The 19,210-nt window shown below is 46.3% G+C and carries 12 protein-coding genes; 5 read left to right on the top strand and 7 right to left on the bottom strand.

What is annotated here, in order from left to right:
- Window positions 1-337, bottom strand: a 337-nt coding sequence (locus A372_RS0101925; RefSeq protein WP_026010841.1) for a helix-turn-helix domain-containing protein, incomplete at its 3' end; no start/stop codon positions are given.
- Window positions 338-694: 357 nt separating this feature from the next.
- Between A372_RS0101925 and A372_RS37065 the strand changes: the two genes are divergently transcribed.
- Together A372_RS37065 and A372_RS0101920 are read left to right on the top strand one after the other, a co-directional pair.
- On the top strand, window positions 695-1,108 hold the full coding sequence (locus tag A372_RS37065) for a hypothetical protein (protein ID WP_157259384.1): 414 nt from the start codon (window positions 695-697) through the stop codon (window positions 1,106-1,108).
- Window positions 1,109-1,379: 271 nt separating this feature from the next.
- Window positions 1,380-1,895 (top strand): GrpB family protein, encoded by a 516-nt coding sequence (locus A372_RS0101920; protein ID WP_019419154.1) that lies wholly within the window; start codon window positions 1,380-1,382, stop codon window positions 1,893-1,895.
- Between the two features lie 151 nt (window positions 1,896-2,046).
- Here A372_RS0101920 and A372_RS0101915 read toward each other — a convergent pair whose 3' ends face one another.
- The 3 genes from A372_RS0101915 to A372_RS38315 form a co-directional block, all read right to left on the bottom strand.
- Window positions 2,047-2,925: a pentapeptide repeat-containing protein gene (locus tag A372_RS0101915; RefSeq protein WP_019419153.1), complete on the bottom strand. Its 879-nt coding sequence runs from the start codon at window positions 2,923-2,925 to the stop codon at window positions 2,047-2,049.
- A gap of 901 nt (window positions 2,926-3,826) precedes the next feature.
- Window positions 3,827-4,324, bottom strand: a complete 498-nt coding sequence (locus A372_RS38320) for a hypothetical protein (protein ID WP_237728478.1) — start codon at window positions 4,322-4,324, stop codon at window positions 3,827-3,829.
- A gap of 488 nt (window positions 4,325-4,812) precedes the next feature.
- On the bottom strand, window positions 4,813-4,920 hold the full coding sequence (locus tag A372_RS38315; protein WP_237728477.1) for a helix-turn-helix domain-containing protein: 108 nt from the start codon (window positions 4,918-4,920) through the stop codon (window positions 4,813-4,815).
- A gap of 662 nt (window positions 4,921-5,582) precedes the next feature.
- Between A372_RS38315 and A372_RS0101900 the strand changes: the two genes are divergently transcribed.
- The 3 genes from A372_RS0101900 (at window position 5,583) to A372_RS0101890 (ending at window position 7,991) form a co-directional block, all read left to right on the top strand.
- On the top strand, window positions 5,583-6,170 hold the full coding sequence (locus tag A372_RS0101900) for a MepB family protein (RefSeq protein ID WP_019419150.1): 588 nt from the start codon (window positions 5,583-5,585) through the stop codon (window positions 6,168-6,170).
- A gap of 254 nt (window positions 6,171-6,424) precedes the next feature.
- Window positions 6,425-6,736, top strand: coding sequence for an ArsR/SmtB family transcription factor (locus tag A372_RS0101895; RefSeq protein ID WP_019419149.1), 312 nt, complete (start codon window positions 6,425-6,427; stop codon window positions 6,734-6,736).
- 79 nt (window positions 6,737-6,815) lie between these two features.
- Window positions 6,816-7,991, top strand: a complete 1,176-nt coding sequence (locus tag A372_RS0101890) for an MFS transporter (protein ID WP_019419148.1) — start codon at window positions 6,816-6,818, stop codon at window positions 7,989-7,991.
- A gap of 855 nt (window positions 7,992-8,846) precedes the next feature.
- On the opposite strand, the gene A372_RS0101880 is transcribed toward A372_RS0101890, so the two are convergent.
- The 3 genes from A372_RS0101880 to A372_RS0101865 form a co-directional block, all read right to left on the bottom strand.
- Entirely contained in the window at window positions 8,847-10,133 is a 1,287-nt protein-coding gene (locus A372_RS0101880; RefSeq protein WP_019419146.1) for a helix-turn-helix domain-containing protein, read from the bottom strand.
- Window positions 10,134-10,413: 280 nt separating this feature from the next.
- Complete coding sequence (locus A372_RS0101870) at window positions 10,414-11,313, bottom strand: chitosanase (RefSeq protein ID WP_019419144.1); 900 nt, start codon at window positions 11,311-11,313, stop codon at window positions 10,414-10,416.
- A gap of 265 nt (window positions 11,314-11,578) precedes the next feature.
- On the bottom strand, window positions 11,579-19,210 hold a 7,632-nt coding region (locus A372_RS0101865; protein ID WP_019419143.1), incomplete at its 5' end, for an amino acid adenylation domain-containing protein.

Genomic DNA, 19,210 nt, shown 5'->3' with positions numbered 1-19,210 from the left:
TCGGTGATTCGAGAAACTTGGCTGCTATCTTGGTTACTAAAAATGCGTTGCTTGGCGCTTTGAGAGTTTTTTGCAAAACAGAGTAAATTACATCTGATTTATGTCCAATCTCGATGTACTGTTCTACGATGTTGTCACCGGGGATGTCTAATACAGCCGCAATGGATTGGATGATGTTAAAATCTGGACGTTTAATTTCCCCCTTTTCAATTCTCGACAGGCTGCCTTTATCAACGCCAACCGCTTCTTGCAGCTTCGATAAGCTCATTTCTTTCTTTTGGCGATGAAACAGTATTAGCTCCCCCAAGCTTTTAGGCTTCGTAGCAACGGCACTCACAACCTCACCTTCCTTTGTCTTGCAAGTTAATTTACCTCCTATATTTTACCATGGATTTTACAAAAACAAAACAATACTTCACATATACTTCACATATTAACCATGTAGCATACAGTGTGCCCCGCGGACACTCAGCTGGTTATGGATGATATATCCGATTGTGCTGGATATGTCTAAGCTGGGACATGTAGGCGAGGTTATCGTACAGACGCGGTAAATGTATACAAGAGCTAATACGTAGATAAATACATATCTACAAAATCACGCCTGTTGATTAACCTGAAAATAGTAGAAAAAAGACCGTCTTCTCTATAGAATCGTTTGTACCACCAAAAGATTCAAGAAAGAGACGCTCTCATGAAAAATTCTATCACGATCCAATCCATCCTTCAACCTGTTCTGAGCCAAGACGAAGTAAATGCTATTGTCAAACAGTTAGGATATGAAGATAAAGCACGTAAATTTAGCGTCTTTCATTTGTTGCAATACTGGTGTCAAGCCGCTTTTCAACAATGGGACAGCTATCGTTCAGGTGTCGATAATGCTCGTTCCAGCGGGTTGCCAGCGGTTCATTACTCCTGTTTCTCGACGAAGGCTGCAGATGTTCCTTTTGCTGTGTTCAAGGCGTTATTTCACCTTCTTGTATGCAGATGTAATCGTAAGACACGTCGTAAACTCACGTTTCCGAAGGAATTACTGTACCTTTGCTGGTTAACTTCAAGGAGGCTTGGAAAACAATCACTAACAGCACGACGAAGGATTTCTGAATAAAGTTTGCGGAAAATGGGTTCAATTTCTTTTTGTATCGCAGGAAAGAATAGTGCGTTTGTTGAAATATTAGGCTGTCGCTGCTGAAAATAAAACGTCTGGCACTTCATTCTCGAAAATTCGACAGACGTACGAGGGAGTTAGAGACACGCGTCGTATTCTATTTTTGATGGTTTTAGTTCTTATATCCCCAAATACTTGAATCGAAAGCAGTTGACTTTTCTGAAGGTATTTCTTCTTCAAATTCTTAATTAAACTTTTGAAGGTTAGTTGAATGAATGTTGTGGTTACGGAATATAACAATAGATGGAAACAAATGTTCGGAGAAGAATCTCAAAAAATGAAAGATATTTTTGTTGATGAGTTAATTGACATTCATCATATTGGCAGCACTTCTGTTCCTGGGTTAAAAGCCAAACCAATCATTGATATCATGCCCGTAGTAAAAGATATTGAAAAAATTGATTCGTTTAATGAACAAATGACAGGTCTTGGTTATGAATGTATGGGTGAGTTCGGCATAAAAGGAAGAAGATATTTCAGAAAACACAGAGATAATAGAACCCATCAAGTACATGTATTTCAGGTGGATAACAAGGAAGATATTAATCGCCATTTGGCTGTAAGAGACTACCTCCGAACACATTCGGAGGTAGCAAAGCAGTATGGAAATGTAAAAGAAAACCTTGCAAAACAATTCCCGAAGGACATTGAAGCTTATATGAACGGTAAAGATGCGTTTGTTAAAGAACTGGAAAGAACAGCACTACATTGGTATATGAATAACTAGCTAAAGGTTATGATTACCTTAAACCAGATAGCTGCAGGGCCTGTTCCTCAACGTCTAAGCACTATACTACATTGCAGACGGAAACCCACCTCAAAAATGATAGAAGTTGCCAAGCAATACGGCATCTTGCCAAATTGCTCAAGTGCTCGCTTTATCTTCCGAAGGCTGACCAGTGCGTTGGGCGAGTAAGTGACGGCGGCAACTTTGTGTTGGCATCTCCCTTCGCTGCGTTGATCTGGGCTTGGGTGAGAAAAATACTTCCGGTGAGGTCGGCACCCCTGAGGTCAGCGTCTCGGAAATCAGCCCCGATGAGATCAGCCACTCGAAGGTCGGCGCCTCTGAGGTCAGCGGCAATAAGGTAGGCCCCTCTCAAATTGGAGCATCTAAGATCGGCACCTCTCAGTTTGGCACCGATAAGGTCGGCCCCTCGGCCGTAGGTCTTCCGACGGCCTGAGGGGCCCTTCTGCGAGCGAAGGGCTTCGGCTCGCACGAGTTCGCTCGTCCGCAGGAGCAGAGCATTGACATCTGCTCGGTGCGCTGCCACGTCCAGTTCCATGATAGAATCGGGATCGAGGCGAGTGAGGCGTTCCGTCTCGTTGAGCGCCAAGCCGAGCGCATCTTGGATCGGACGGGCCGGTTGCAGAGTTAGCGCTTCGGTCAGATACCAGAGGAGCTCATGGAGCTGCCGCATGATCGGGAACACCTCAAACATTTGTTTCGCGGATTCTGGGGCTTGCCGCCAGTCGTGTCCACCGAAGGTAACTCGGGAAACCTTTTGCCCCGCGCCGAAGCAGTCATACACCGTACAACCTCGAAAGCCCCGCTGCCTGAGGCTGGTGTGAACGCCGCAACGGAAGTCCGATTGCAGGTTTTGGCAGGGCTTCCCGGCATCTTTGTCAGTCGCAAAGTCTGCCGAAGCAGCGAAGGGCAGCGCGACACAGCACAAGCCGAAGCAGTGCTCGCAGTCAGCTTGCAGACTTAGGCGACTACTGTCGGGGAAAGCTCCTGAATATTCGCGATTCTCAGACATTGCGCGGTCTCCTTCCGTTTCATCGTATTTCCATACTTGCAAAGTCTAATCTAAAGACAAGGCTGTGGTATGATAATAGGTGTTTTCCATATAGAAATGATCTTTTATATGTTATTACTGAATATTCTCTTCGTCAATCCTTGTTCAAGGTGATTTGTATGAAAAAAGCCGATATCCGTTTTGTGAATTCGGATAGGATCAGTTGTCGCTTTTTTTATCTTCTCATTAACCTCTTTTTGGAGGAATCCAAATAAATGGCATTTCCAAGGAATCCGTAATACATATATTGCAATCCACGTTCCTTGGGTTCCGCTTTTACTGCAGGATTGTGGCGCAACGAATTCACCGTCACAAACATGGAAAAAATAGGTGGATCAGCATCTCTGGAATCAAAGATTGAACAAATATGGTTGCTTTATCAGGGTTATTTCCTGCGGATAATTAGTCCAATGCCACATTTCGCAAGTTTTGTTTTATCAATTCTGGTGAGATCCACCACCAGCATCCATGGACATCACCCCTTTCAAGAATACAAAAAACCCCGCCCAGTAAAGGACGAGGTTATCGCGGTACCACCTTTTTTGAATCGCAACAAGCGATTCACTCTAAAGTACAATAAAAAGTAGAAAATCCTTACGACACTCCCATACTACAATAAAAGGAAATGCCAAAAAAAAAACAAATGAAATACCTTTCAAAAACGGTATTATTATTCTGTTACCGAGATTTTTCAAAACTAGGTGTTGGTTATCCACGGAGCATCAATGAATGAAATGATATCTTCCATATTGATTACTCCGATTGATAGCAGGGTAGCGATGAAAAGAAACTTAAGTTTCTTCATGTCATTCAATCCTTCCCTCAATTAATTTGTGTAATAATTGACAATGAATCAAAAGCTTCAGTAAAACGTCTTATTCAGCATATTCCAACGTACTTTTAAAAGACTTTCAATTGCGTCTTTTTCTTGATTTTTTCGAATTAACAATTGTCCTTTGATTTGATAGTAGTAAGCCAATCTTGACGTTTTATAAGGTGTAGTATGAGGTTGTGAAATACTTTCTGTCATTTGCTCCTCATAAACAAGGAGCTGGTCTGCTGCAAGCAGATCGTTTTTGTTGAGATAAAGTTGCAATAACTCAGTCACAGCATGAATCAAATTATATGAGGACGGATCGTCTAAATATTTTTTAATCTGAGCAATGACTAAGTCAATATTTCTTGTTTTCCCGTTAATAAATCCTGTCATTCGTTTTACATTATCAGTGACAAAAGAATACGAAAAATTACTGTACTTCTCAATATATGATTGGCAAGCGTCATATTTTCCTAAATGGTAATAAGCATTGCATACATTGTGAGTTGCGGGTGCTTGAGACTCGCCTTTTCCATTTTCCACAACATAATTGCCCAACTCCATAGCGTCATGATAATACATAAGACTGACTATAAGCGTGAACACTCAATCCATAATAAAGCAGTATACGCTCTTTATCGCTCAAAATATTAACATAATCCAATACATTTTTACCTGATTGATAGGTTTCATTTAATTTGCTGAAATCATTTCGCTCAATCATGTACTTTTGGTATAGTCCTTTTGCAATATAGGCATAATCCATGGGAACGTGAGTAGTCAACGATGAGGTTATACACTGATAATTGAATGGGTTCATTTTTTACGGAGACTGCTGTCTGGTACAGCTTCTCAATCAAGTCTAAGCTGTCTTCATTCGGTGATTCGAGAAACTTGGCGGCTATCTTGGTTACTAACGTTGCTTGGCGCTTCAAAATCTTTTTGCAAAAATGAGAAAAACACATCTGATTAATGTCCAGTCTCGATGTACTGTTCTACGATGTCGTCACCGGGGATGTCTAATACAGCCGCTATGGATTGAATGATGTTAAAATCCGGACGCTTGATTCACCGTTTTCAATTCTCGACAGGCTGCCTTTATCAACGCCGACTGCTTCTTGCAACTTTGATAAGATCATTTCTTTCTTTTGGCGATGAAACAGGTTAGCTCCCCCAAGCTTTTAGGCTTCGCAGTAACAGTACTCACAACCTCACCTTCCTTTGTAGTACAATAATTGACCACCTATATTTTACCATATCTTTTACGAAAACAAAACAATACTTTACATATTAACCATATAGTACACTTCCGCGCCCCACGGAAGAACGGATAAATCCGATTGTGCTGGATATGTCTAAGTTGGAACATGCGGGCGCTGTTATTGGTATTCTACCTGTGGCATTTATTTCAGCGGGGAGTATATTTATGCCTGAAGCACAGTTATTCTTTGTGGCGAAATACATCCGATGAATAAAATATAAGGAACAATTATATAGTGTTTCCTTTATTCACTAATTGTAAGTTCAAGTTGACCAATCGGTGTTTCATTTGCCATAACGAAAACAATTCCATAGGCACAGGAAGCCAATGTATGTTGAATGTCATACCTCTTCCATTACTTTCTCTCTCAAAGTCGTTTGAAATCAGGAAGCGCCAGATATTCAATGAAAATATGCCAATTCAACTAACGTTATCCGTTAGCTGAAGTGAACTTGTGAACTAGCTATGATTGCATTATGATAGTGAACATTAAGAGCACCAATGGATTGCTACATGGGACTACATGGGGGATTTGAACAGATGGATGAAAAAAATCGAGAATTTTCAAAAGCATGCCCTAGCGATCAAAATTTTTGGACTTCCTCTGATACAATTCATAGTGACCTACTTGCCACTAAGGATCTTGTTTATAACCCGTGCAGGTTTGATTGCTCTCGACCACTCCTAGAAGCACAAAATGCTGAATATGGGGCGTATGTATTTAACTTGAATGCTCTCTCCATTAGATTTCGTGTCGCAAGAATCACTCCTACAAAGGTCGGGCAATTTGTAACTTTATGGGAGAGAATTGGGGATGGACCGATCCAACCATATGACGTATCAGATCCAGTCGATTTCTTCGTTATTAGTGCACGTAAAGGTAGTAACTTTGGTCAGTTTATATTTCCAAAAGTGGTTCTATGTGATCAGGATATAGTATCCAATAAAGGTAAAGGTGGTAAAAGGGCAATACGCGTATACCCTCCTTGGGACAATCCTACGAGCCGTCAGGCTCAAAAAACTCAGATATGGCAGTTGGAATATTTCCTAGAGATACCTGTGAATATACCAATAGACTTTGTTCGTGCTCAAATGCTTTACGGTCCCAGTAAAATCAAATCAGTTTGACAAAGTGGGTTGGGGACAAGAATCCCCAGCCCACTTCGTTTATTATGGTAGCCATAGTTCATACGGCATTCCACTAACCTGCCCTGTAGCTGAAGAAATGTTAATATAAATTAGAAAAGATAATTATACAAGCAAATAAAATATTTTTTAGGAGTGTCGCTAAATGAGTGGTCCAGACATTGTGACTTTATAGGGGATAAACTCAAAATTCATTTTATATTTACAAATCTATATAAATGGATATAATAATCTATATGGAACCTTTAATGATTTATAAAGCTTTGTCTAACGAGACTCGTAGTCAAATTCTGCTATGGTTAAAGAATCCAGAGGAATTCTTTGATGAAAAGCCTTATTTACATCAAGGCCTCAATTTTCGAATTGGTGTATGCGTGGGAGATATTCAGGCTAAAGCGGGACTTGCACAGTCTGTTATCTCGAGTTATTTGTTGACTATGCAAAAAGCTGGTTTGTTGGAATCTGAGCGAATCGGGAAGTGGACGTATTATCGTCGGAACGAAAAGACAATACAGGAATTTTCCGAGTACATCAAAAGTAATCTATAAACGGAAAGGAGGTTTTTTTTTTTGCATTTTACATCTATATTTCTATATATATAAATACAAATGGAGGTTTACATTTAAAATGAAAAAGGTTAACCCTTGGCTTATCATTATGCTGGCTTTAGGCGTATTCGGCATTATTACAACGGAAATGGGTATTATAGGGGTTCTGCCCCAGGTAACTCAAAAATTTAATATATCGGCTTCACAGGCAGGAATGCTTGTAAGTATATTTGCTTTAGTCGTTGCCATTTCAGGTCCATTCCTGACATTACTCGCTTCCGGTATCAATCGTAAAGTCATTCTCTTAACTGCTGTGCTTATGTTTGCGATTTCAAATATTGTTTATGCCTATACAACCAAGTTCGATGTGATGCTAGCTTTCCGTATTCTTCCTGCCATTTTTCATCCTGTCTTTTTTTCAGTAGCTCTTGTGACTGCAGCTAAACTTGTCCCTCCGGAAAAAAGCAGCAAAGCGGTTACAAAGGTTTTTGCCGGAATAACGGTCGGGTTTGCTTTTGGCGTGCCTTTGACTTCTTATCTCGCGGAAAAGATTTCGTTAGAAGCCGCCTTCCTGTTTGGAGCTGTTGTAAGCATGATTGCCTTTGTAGGGATACTAGCTTGGCTTCCTTCCATGCCTGTTAAGGAAAAAATGTCTTATGGCAAGCAGCTTGGTATATTACGCAAACCTCAATTGTGGTTAAATATCGTGACAGTTATTTTTATCTTTGCAGCTATGTTTTCTGTCTACAGCTACTTTGCTGAATATCTTGGACAAGTAACACATATGAACGGGTCATGGATAAGTATCATGTTGATGGCCTTTGGTATAATCATGATTTTTGGGAATTTTTTATTTGGGGGCTTTTTGCATAAAAGCTTTACAAAGACCGTCATCATGTTTCCTCTGCTATATGCGGTAATTTACTTATTCGCTTATTATTTGGGTTCTTATTTCATTCCGATGGTTATTATCGTATTCATTTGGGGGGCAGTGCATTCCGGCGGGCTTATTGTCAGTCAAGCATGGTTAACGACTGAGGCGAAAGAAGCTCCCGAATTCGGAAACAGCTTGTTTATCTCATTTTCCAATCTAGGAATTACTATAGGGACTTTTATCGGTGGTTGGTTTATTTCTCACTTGGGAATACATCAACTCATTTGGAGCGGAATTATGTTCTCACTGCTTGCTTTCTTATTGATCATGATAAAAATAAAAATTTCCAAATCGAGCGCAGAGGAAGTAAACATACGTTAAACTAACGGGGAACTATAGTTCAATAAATACCATAAAACCATATAAAAAGTGTGTTGAAATATATCAGTACCAGTGTACCTCTGAGGCGCTGATCGACCTCTAAGTTTACTATTGGTATTGTACCTTGCGCTAAAAACCTGACATGCTACATTGGCCCGATACGGAGCTCTACATTAGATTGTGTTAATTCGAGTATCGTTAATAGAGGATAGTTAGTTCATTATATGAGCTGATCTCCTCTATTTTTTGTTTTATATAGAAATAGGAATTAAGGATCTGTCAGACTTTGCAGGATGGTTGTGTAATCCGTTTGAAAGCGGAAAAGTTACAAGACTGCAGCGTAAGAGCACACCGACGCGCCACCTCTACTACCATATATATCCACATAAAAAAAGTACCCTGCAAGGGGTACTCATTAGCTACCATGGATGAACTCCATTATTATTGTCAGTCAGTATCGCCACGGCTACAATCACTGTGGTTGAGTTCATTATAGCACTGTAGTATAGAGGTTTTATAAAACGTTTCTTGTACACCTCTCCAACTAGGTATTTTAGGTAACATTGCAATTGTAATAAGTACTAATCTTTTCTAAATAATAATGCATATTCCTACATTGCCATGTATATAGAGATCGTTATTATATGGAGTGAGGTCGCTTTTTCTTCAAGTTTGAGGAATTCTTTGATGGAGGGTAAGTTGAAGGCATGCACGCCAAGCTTAATTAGTTTGGTCTCCATTCGGGATTTCCACCTGAATACGTGGTGACATCCGATGATTCAGCATTAACCGAAATTGGAGATAAAATCAAATACAAAGAGAAGAAAAGAACAACCATAGAATACAACTTTTTTTTCATACCTTATTACTCCTCCCTTTTAGTCTTAACTCATCATAAAGCAAATCAATTTTACTGATGGTTTCAACGTTAATGAGACTGGTATTATTCAGAAGTTCTTTGGACACGAGACTTAGGCTCTCAAAGGCTTCATCAAATTTTGATATACTAGCATATTCTAGTGAGCTCTTATAAAAGCTATCAAAAGAACCCTCGATATCATCTCCAATAAGCGTTTTCCCTTTGAGCCGGTAATAGTAAGCTATATTTAATTGTGTGATAGGAGTTGTCACTGGAATATTCTTGATTTTATCCTCATATGCAAAAAGTTGCCGAGCAGCATGAACATCATTGTATTGGAGATATATTTCGAATAGCCTAGTTATGATAATGATGAAATTTCTGTCAGTTACATTTGGTATTAATTGCTTTAGCTGTTCAATTGCCAAATTCATGTTTCCTGTCCTGCTATTGACTAACGCATTTGTAACTTTTTTATTTTCTTCAACACCAGGTATGTTATAGCTGCCGTAATCTTTTAAATAGGCCTCCCACTTTTCATGATCACCAAGACAATCATATGCAAGACCTGTTAAATAGAGAGCGTTTGCTTTTATTTTACTCTGAGTGTTGTCGTTTTTAATGACGTATTTGCATAAGTCAACACATTCCACGTACTTCATTAAATTGTATGCATGGACACCAAGTTTATAATGAAGTGTAAGGGCTTCTTCATTCGACAGAAAAGTTGTGTAATGCACAATATGTAGCCCCGCCTGATATATAGCCTCTAATTTGCTGAAGTCGTCTCGTTTGATCAAATAGGCTTGCAATAGACCTTTTGCAAGAAATCGCATGATTCCATGGTCACGAGAGTAATTAATGATTAGCATGTACAAAGATAATTTAATCCTTTGATCTTCTAGTCCGTTAACTAAGCTGTAAAGACGCTCAATAAGAGTTTGGCTGTCTTCATTTGGGGATTCTAAGAACTTTAACCCAGCCTTATTGATAAGTTCTTCATTTCCTGTTTCTTGAATGACACCTTGCAACATGCTTAGTAGGGCGTCCGCCCTATTTTCAATTTCAATGTAAAGTTCGGTTAGCTTTTCAAAGGGAATTTTTAACGCTGTCGCTAATGGGCGGACTGTTGCAAATTCCGGTCTCTTGACGTCTTCATTTTCAATCCTTGAAATGGTTCCTTTGTGGATGCCTGTTAGTTCCGATAATTGCGATAACGTCATGCCAGCTTCACGCCTGTACTGATGAATCAATCCCCCGATGGTCTGAATCACGTCATTCATTCATACCCGCACCTTCCTCTTGGTTTCCGAATAATCTAACACCTATATTTTACCATGCCTATCACAAAATACAATCAATCCTCAGCATATCAATCAGATTGTATAATTGAAAATTAATCATTGGCGTGTCTTCCACGAGCATAAAGCGATTATTCGCCAGCTCATTCTTGATCAATGCCTTAGTAACCTTCTAAGTCGCGCGTAGGAGCGGTGCGCCGCTCGGCCAGCGACCGATGACAATTCCCGCGTCCGGAGCAATGCCGGACGCGGGAATCACTTCTTACTTCATTTTCCAGTTGGTGACTTTAACAATCGCGGCATCGGCGTTCTTTAGATCAGTCTTCCCCATATCCAAAAGTTGGCTCCATTGCTTCACACGGTTCTTGCCATTGGGCGGTTGGTTGTACTCATTGGTATCCACGATCAGGGTGCGCTGGGCATAAAATTTCTTCATGAAAGTCTTCTCGTCGGTACTTTTGCCTGAGCGGGACAGGACGCCTTCGAGAGTGCCGGAGTCACCGGTAGCGCCTTGATTCAAGGCTGTATCGACAAATGATCCGATGGTCAGAGCAGAATTGAAGCCGCGCTGACGCGCTTGCTGTACGCTGTACTTGATGTATACTTTGTAGAAGGTCTGCCAGATGGCCTCTCTCCAAGCGTCATTGTTTTGCAGTCCTTTGATTTTGCCGCAGAACACTTTTTCGCTATCCTTTATTTTTAAAATCGAACCATTCATCGACCCGCGAACGCCTATGCGACTCAGACCGCCTTCAACCGAAGGATTGCTCGCTCCGCTGGCAGCGTCGAATTCCTTGAACAGAGCCGGACCATCCGGATGTTTGTCGTTGGATCCCCCTGTCGTAGCGCCGAATATGCTGATGGTATAGCCGCGATCATCGCCAATGTCCTCGCAGTAACCATAGTATTTGGTCCAATCGAGCGAGTCCTGCTCGGGTTTATTGACGAGCTTCATAATATTGTCCCACTGCTCGCCATCTAGACCTGTATTCGCACGCAGGAACTGAAGTGTCGCAGGTGAAAAATTTTTGTCGTGAGGGGTTGCGGCATAAGCCTTCGATTGAAATGGAGCACTTATCCCAGATAATGAAGCAAGAAGAGTAAAAGAAAGTAGAACAACCAATAATTTCGTCATTTTTTTGGCTGGTTTAGCATTTGTCATACCAAGAATTCCTCCTAGATAATGGGATCATTGCGAAGCTTCGTCTCCTTTCCACATAGATAAATGAATCCGTGTGAATGTTAACTGCAGCTAAGCGTATGGCATGCCGTCCCGCAGTTCATGAAACTACTACGGCGGAATTAATTGGCGTCTTAAATACACAAGCAAGAAAGAGGAGCGTAGGCCGAGAGAAAACAATCCCCCCGGCTTCCCCGTTAGCATAAATAAGAACCCGTATTTAGTAAATAATGGTCGTTATTCATCTTCACTGCACCTCTTCTTTGAATATAGCTCTTACAATAGCGCCGTTCTTTTTTGCATCTTCGCTTTCAAGCATATGTTCGTGCTTCCCGCTGCCTTGATAGAGTATCTGATTTCCCTTAGTCCATGGTTTCCAGAATTGTTGCTCTGGCTGCTCTCCAACATTCTCCGATTGAATCAGATGGATGTGGGCTTGAATCCGACCATCCGTCGCCATGCGGTCAACCCAAGATTTATACCTGGTGATGTTCCGAAGCACTTCCTCTATATTCATATCTGGCACATGGGCGATAAATCGCGAGATTTCCTCTTGCAGCGACTCGGCATACGCTTTTTGATCGGCGGCTTGGAGCGCGGTTTTTCTCGGATAGGAATCCAGCAAAATGAGATGAGCCACTTCCCGTCCTTCGCTCTCCAGTTTTTTGGCTACTTCAAATGCGAGATTTCCTCCTGCCGAGTAACCCAGCAGTTGAAGTACTCCTTGAGGCTGTAGAGTCTGGATGCTGTTCGTATAATGCTGGATCACATCTTCCGCTTCGATGAAGTCGAATGCGTAAATCGCGGCAACCTCTTGCAGCTCCTCCGCCATTCTCGTGAACACATGCCCATACCCTACAATCGGCGGGAAGCAGAACAAGGATACTCCGTTGTCCGGATTCCACACGGATAATTCACTGTCTTCATGCACACTTCCCCGGGCCTCAAAATATTGCGCCAATTCCGACACCGTCGTATAGGCAAAAGCGTCGCGAAGGGAGATGTCCAAGTTCAATTTTCGCCGAATCTCGCCGATCACCTGAATTAGCTTGATTGAATGCCCGCCTATGTCGAAGAAATTGTCCTCAATGCCGACGCGCTCTATACCCAGCACCTCCTGCCATAGGTCGGCGAGTGCTTGTTCCAACGCATTCCTTGGAGCTGTATAACTAGCTTGAACAGGCATCATTATCTGCAGCTTTGCAAGAGCCGTGCGGTCCACCTTGCCGTTGGCCGTCAGCGGCAGCTTCTCTAGCTGCTGGAAGCGGGCCGGGATCATGTAGACCGGCAGTTGCGAACGCAAATGTTCCCGCAAGCCTGTCAGGTCCATTTGCCCCTCAACCACTACGAAAGCGCACAGATCCAGCACACCCTTGGCATCCGGTATGGCCAGGACGGCGGCTTCCATGATCTTATCGATTTGCCTCAAGCGCATCTCGATTTCTCCCAGTTCAATCCGGTAACCCCGGATCTTCACTTGATGGTCGCTGCGGCCCAAGTACTCTATGGTCCCATCCGCCAGATAGCGGCCGCGGTCTCTTGTCAGATACAACTGATGGTTGGCAGCACACGGGTGGCTCGTGAATTTTTCCGCCGTCTCTTCAGGCAGGTTCATATAACCCCGGCTCACTCCGTGTCCGCCAATCGCGATCTCTCCTACGACGCCCGTTGGAACCGGCCTCGCTGCAGAGTCTACGATGTAGACCTGCTCTCCCGCTATCGGCCAGCCTAATACCGGTCGGCTCTGGAAGACGCGGAACTGTTCACGGTCCATCCTCATCGCAATGGATCCAATCGTTGTCTCCGTCGGTCCATAGTGCTGCATTACTTGGGACCGCTCATACTTGGAAAAGTAAAGCTCCACATCTGCGCAAATGATAGATTCGCCGCCGAGCACGACCAGCCGCAGACTCTCACTGCCGGCATGTTCGGCAAAGCCGGGACTTCTCACGAGTATGCCAAGCAAGGACGGCGTCATCTTGACATAAGTAATTCTCTCCCGGATAAGGTACTCCAACAGACACTCCGGATCCATGTAGATTTCTTTGTCTGGCAAGTGCAGCGCCGCACCGGATAGCAACGCTGAAAATACGGCCGTATACCCCAGGTCAAAGGCGAAGGAGGAAACAAGGGCGGTGCGGTCCTCCTCCACAATAGCCGCTTCACCGACAAACCATTCCACATAGGCCGCCGCATTACGGTGCATGACTTTGACACCCTTGGGCTTCCCGGTGCTACCTGATGTATAAATCACATAAGCGAGACTGTCTAAGCTGTGGCTTGGTTCTACCCGGGCCACACCGATATCCTCCAGTCTTACAGGAAGCCGATCCAGACTAAGACATTCCACCGGAAGATGCAGACGGGTCTCCCACTCGCTCATGGTCAGCAGCAGGGAAGCTTCCGAATTCTCCAGCATGTATGCCATCCGATCCGCATCCGTGTCGGGATCGATCGGAAGATAGGCGCCTCCCGCTTTCCATATCCCGAGCATCGCGACGATCATTTCTGGCGACGGCGGTATGAAGAGCCCGACAATCCGGTCTGGGCCTATGCCTCTGTCTCTTAACAACTCAGCGAGGCGGCCTGCCCGCTCGTCCAACTCTCTATAAGTCAATCGTCGATCCCCGGAGAAGACTGCGTACCGATCAGGTGTTCTAGCAGCCTGCTCCGCAAACCATCGATCCAAGGTGCGCCCTGCTCTATTATCCACAGAGGCGCCTTGCGAGCAGGCATGCATCCGCTGCCGTTCCTCTTCGTTCATCAAAGGCAGATCCGCGAGCCGCTGCTTCGGATCCGAGACAACCGACTCTAGAAGCACCTTGAAATAGGCGGCCCATCTTTCTATCGTTGCGCGGGCAAACAAGTCTGCGGCGTATCCGAAGGTGAAGTTCATACCTCCCCCGTGCTCGATGGCGGTTAGAGTGAGATCGAATTTCGCCGCGTGCTGCTCATATGGATAAGCAGACAACCGGATATGTTTCATCTCCATTTGCTCCTGCTCTGTATTTTGCAGGACGAGCATGACGTCAAAGAGAGGGCTGCGGCTCATGTCCCGGCGGCTGACGACCTTCTCCACCAGATCTTCGAAAGGATAGTCTTGGTATACGAACGCGTCGAGTGCGCTCTCCTTCACTTCCAGCAAATAGCTGAAAAATTCTTTTCCTCCGGCCGGGTTGGTGCGCAGTGCCAGTGTATTGACGAACATGCCTAGCATATCTGCGAGGTCTGCATGCGGTCTGCCGGCGGCAGGGGAGCCGATAATGATGTCGTCTTGGCCGCTAAGTCGCGACAGCAGCGTGCTGTACGCCGCCAATAGCACCATATACAAGGTAGTCCCCGTATGCTGCGCCAACTTGGTTATTCCTTCAGTCAGACAGGAGTCTAGTTCCAGGTGCACCCTGTCTCCGGCAAAGCTGCGTACCGGAGGTCTTGGGTAATCCAGCGGCAAGTCCAACACCGGATGCTCTCCGGCATATCGATCCAGCCAATACGCTTCCTGTTTTCTGTAAGCCTCCGTCGTCACATAGCGGCTTTGCCAACTACTATAATCTTTATATTGCAGTCGCAGGGGCGGCAATGTCCCTCCGGCATACAGCTCCCCGAACTCCTTGATCAATACACTCATCGATACGCCATCCGAAATAATGTGATGCATATCGAACAGCAATAGATGGTGCTCCTCTTGCAAGCGTATCAGTCCTGCGCGAAGCAGCGGAGCGCAGGTGAGATCGAACGGGAAGTAGAACTCGCGGATCGCTTTGCTCGTATCCCCTTCGTCCGTCTCCGTATAAGAAATGGCGAATTCCACCGCATCATGTATGATCTGCACGGGACTGCCTTCCACCATCTCAAAAGACGTACGCAGCACCTCATGCCGCCTAATCAACGCCTGGAGTGCTTCATTTATGCGCTCCCGGTCCAATGGTCCTTCCAGCCGGAAGACGTTCGGCATGTTGTAGGTCTGTTCCGCGCCTTGAAGTTGCTGCAGCACATACATCCGCTTTTGGGCAGAGGACAAAGGATAGTAATCCTGAGTCGGTGCAGGGAGCAATCCTTCATACGGCGAGCCCGCCGATGATTCTACCACTTGGCTCATCCGTTCGAGTGTAGGTGACTGGAACACATCGTGCAGCTTGATTTGCGCATTCAGCTTTTGGTGAATCTGCGAAACCAGTGACATCGCTCGTAAGGAATGGCCGCCGAGTTCAAAGAAATTGTCATTCAGACCTACCCGCTCGACCCCTAACACCTCCCGCCACAACAGTGCAAGCCTGACTTCCGTTAAAGTTCGGGGTGCTGCGGACTCGGTCCCCGATACAGCGTTTCCTTCCGGCTCCGGCAGTGTGCGACGGTCCAATTTGCCATTTATTGTAAGCGGAAGTTCCGGCAGATGTACGAAATACGCAGGAACCATATATTCAGGTAAAGCGATGCTCAGGTAATTTCTCATTTCGACCGGTTCCAGGCGCTTGCTGGCGACATAATAAGCGCACAAAACCTCACTTCCCGGACGTTCTGTCCAAGTCACTACAGCCGCTTGGCCAATGTCGGCATGAAGCATCAGGCGTGCTTCGATCTCACCGAGTTCAATCCGATAGCCCCGAATTTTGACCTGCTGATCGATTCTCCCCAAATATTCAAGGTTTCCATCCGGCAGCCAGCGGGCCAAATCCCCTGTTTTATACATTCTTCCGCCTTCAATAAAGGGATCCGGTTTGAACTTTTCCAGTGTAAGTTCAGGCAGATTCCAGTATCCTTTGGCTACCCCGGCGCCTCCAAGGCACAATTCGCCGGGAACACCGACAGGAAGCAGCTGTCCCTGAGCGCTCAGCACGTAGGCTGTCGTTCCATCGAGCGGCCGACCAATCGGGATGCTGTTTTTGCTGTTTGTTTCTTTGACCATGAATGAAGTCGAGAAAGTCGTGTTTTCGGTAGGGCCATATCCGTTCCAGATCGTAAGTCCCGGACATGCGTCCCTCACTGCGTAAGCAGGCTTCGGCGACAGAACCTCTCCGCCCATAATCAAATGCTCTACACCAGCAAACATTCCCACATCCTCATCGGCCAGATGATGAAAGAGCGATGTGGTCAAGAACATGACCGTAATGCCGTGCTCCGTGAGAAATTGCCCCATCCGGCGCGCGTCCAGCAGCACTTCTTTCTCAACCGGATGCAAGGCCCCTCCGTGCAGAAGGGCTCCGAATATTTCGAACGTAGCCGCATCAAAGCTTACCGAACCGGTCTGAGCGAAGCGGTGATTCGCATGGAACGGCACGTATCCGTTGTTTTTCACCAAGTTGATTACATTTCCATGCGTCACCAGCACTCCTTTAGGTCTTCCCGTAGTGCCCGAGGTATACAGGATATAAGCAGGATCATCGGAACTGCTTCCCTGTGTTTCTTCATACTCTAATGCTTCATCCGGAAGAGTTCCGTCATCAAGCATGATGACCGTCCCCTGGTAGGACTCCGGCACTTTGAACTTCTGTACAGCCAACAGGAACTCCGCGCCGCAGTCGCCCAGTATATACATGTGACGCTCCTCGGGAGCTTCCGGATCCAGAGGCACATAGGCTCCGCCCGCCTGCAGAATTCCCAGGACCGCAACGACAAATTCGATCGAGCGGTCAGCCAGAATTCCAACAGCTGACCGTGGCCGCATTCCTTCCCTCAGCAGTCTGTCGGTCACAAGATCCGCTTGGTGTTTTAAGTCCGCATACGTGAGGTGCCGATCGCCACACACAATGGCCGTCCGGTCCGGATAGAGACCGGCAATGTCCTCGAAACATTGATGAATCGTTGTTTGAGGCATGCCTTGGGCAGGCAAGCCGCTGTATTTCTTAAGCTCGCTAAGCTGCTCTCTCCCGCTTATTAATCTGGCTTCTGCAAGGGTCGTATCGGGCTCCGAGATCACATGATCCATCAGTTCCGTAAAATGGCCCGCCCACCGTTCTATGGTTTCCCTTGTGAACAAGGCTGTAGCGAACTCCAGCGAACAGTGATAGCCCTCCGCACTCTCTGTTACCATCAAGGTAAGGTCGAACTTAGCCTGTGTATCGACAAATGGACAAGACTCTACTTTCAAGTCAGGGAGATCCAACTGCGAGCTTTCCGTGTTTTGAAGCACGAATACAGCATCGAACAGTGGATTTCGGCTCATGTCCCGCTGGCTGACAACACATTCAACCAGTTCCTCAAAAGGATACTCTCCATGCTCAAAGGCATCCAGCGCCGTTTGTTTAATTTCCTCAAGGTATTCGGCAAAGGCTTTTGGTCCGGAAGGAAACATGCGTAAAGCCAGCGTGTTGACAAACATCCCCATCATGTCCGTCAGATCCGTATGCGGACGCCCGGCTACCGGCGAGCCGACAATAATCTCATCATGGCCGGACAGACGAGACAGCAAGGTGCTGTACACGGCCAAGAACACCATATATACGGTGACCCCTCTATCTAGCGCCAGTTGCTGCACGGCCTCCGACAGCGTTCTTCCCAGCTTGAAATCTACCCGGTCACCTGCAAAACTGCGCAAGGTTGGGCGTGCGAAATCGGCGGGCAGGTTTAATACCGGCAGTTCGCCTGCAAAATGCTGGAGCCAATACCGCTCCTGCTGCCGATAAGCATCGCTGAGCACGTATTCCTGCTGCCACACCGCATAATCTTTATACTGCAGCTGCAGCGGCTCCAATGCTTCGCCCGCGTACAGCTTCACAAATTCGTCTACCAAAATACTCATCGATGTGCCGTCTGAGATGATATGGTGCATATCGAACAGCAGCAAGTGTCGCGCTTCCCTGAGACATATGACCGCCGTGCGCAGCAGAGGAGCCTCGCTAAGGTCAAACGGGCGGATGAATGTCCGGATTCGCTCCTCGACTTCTCTTTCCTCCGCTTCCTCATAGAAAACTTCCAAAATAGCCTGGTCTATCACTCGCTGCACTGGCTCACCGTCCACGACGGCAAACGAAGTGCGCAACGATTCATGGCGGGCGATGAGCGCCTGCAGCGCCGATTCCAGCCGGACCTGCTCCAGTGCTCCTTCGAGCCGCAGCACCACCGGCATGTTGTAGCTCAGCTCGGCGCCCTCCAGCTGCTGCAAGAAGTACAGCCGTTTTTGGGCCGAAGACAACGGGTAATGTGCCTGCTCGCCTGCCGGGGCCAGCTCTTTATACGTGCTGCCATCCGCCGCTTTCAGCGCAGCCGCCAGCCCTTCGACCGTCGGCGAGAGGAACAGCTGTCTCAGCGGCAGCTCTACATCCAGTGCCTGGTGAATCCTCGATACGAGCGTCATGGCCTTCAGAGAATGGCCGCCCAGCTCAAAGAAATTGTCGTGGATGCCAACGCGATCAACTCCCAGCACCTCCTGCCACATCAGCGCTAGCTTCGCCTCCGCTTCGTTACGCGGCGCTGTATATCCGGCTGCCGCTCCACTTCCCGACGGCTTCGGCAGCGCCCGCCGGTCCACTTTGCCATTCGGCGTCAGCGGCAGCTCTTCCAGCTGCATGAAGTGCGTCGGCAGCATGTACGACGGCAGCGAGTCAGCAAGGACGGTACGCAGCTCTGCCACCGCAAGCGGACGGTCGCCTGTCACATAAGCGCGCAATTCCTGCGTCTGGTCACCCATTTCTGCTGCAGTCACAACGGCTTCGCCTACACCCGGAATTTGGAGCAGCCGGGCTTCGATCTCGCCCAGTTCAATCCGGTACCCCCGAATCTTCACCTGATGGTCTCTCCGCCCCAGATGCTCCAGCCGGCCGTCAGGCAGCCAGCGCGCCAAATCCCCGGTCCGGTACAGACGCTCGCCTGGGGCAAACGGGCTGTCCACAAATTTCTCAGCCGTCAGCTCTGGACGCTCCCAGTATCCGCGGGCGACCCC

The sequence above is a fragment of the Paenibacillus sp. OSY-SE genome (genome assembly GCF_000283315.1).
Lineage (GTDB): Bacteria > Bacillota > Bacilli > Paenibacillales > Paenibacillaceae > Paenibacillus_B > Paenibacillus_B profundus.
Note: the sequence above shows the minus strand (reverse complement) of the source record. Positions and strands in the feature narration are given on the sequence as shown.

Coding starts and splice junctions, on each gene's coding strand:
- A372_RS0101895 (WP_019419149.1), top strand. CDS start 6,425: ATGGAACCTTTAATGATTTATAAAGCTTTGTCTAACGAGACTCGTAGT.
- A372_RS37065 (WP_157259384.1), top strand. CDS start 695: ATGAAAAATTCTATCACGATCCAATCCATCCTTCAACCTGTTCTGAGC.
- A372_RS38315 (WP_237728477.1), bottom strand. CDS start 4,920: ATGATCTTATCAAAGTTGCAAGAAGCAGTCGGCGTTGATAAAGGCAGC.
- A372_RS0101920 (WP_019419154.1), top strand. CDS start 1,380: ATGAATGTTGTGGTTACGGAATATAACAATAGATGGAAACAAATGTTC.
- A372_RS0101880 (WP_019419146.1), bottom strand. CDS start 10,133: ATGAATGACGTGATTCAGACCATCGGGGGATTGATTCATCAGTACAGG.
- A372_RS0101870 (WP_019419144.1), bottom strand. CDS start 11,313: ATGACAAATGCTAAACCAGCCAAAAAAATGACGAAATTATTGGTTGTT.
- A372_RS0101915 (WP_019419153.1), bottom strand. CDS start 2,925: ATGTCTGAGAATCGCGAATATTCAGGAGCTTTCCCCGACAGTAGTCGC.
- A372_RS0101890 (WP_019419148.1), top strand. CDS start 6,816: ATGAAAAAGGTTAACCCTTGGCTTATCATTATGCTGGCTTTAGGCGTA.
- A372_RS0101900 (WP_019419150.1), top strand. CDS start 5,583: ATGGATGAAAAAAATCGAGAATTTTCAAAAGCATGCCCTAGCGATCAA.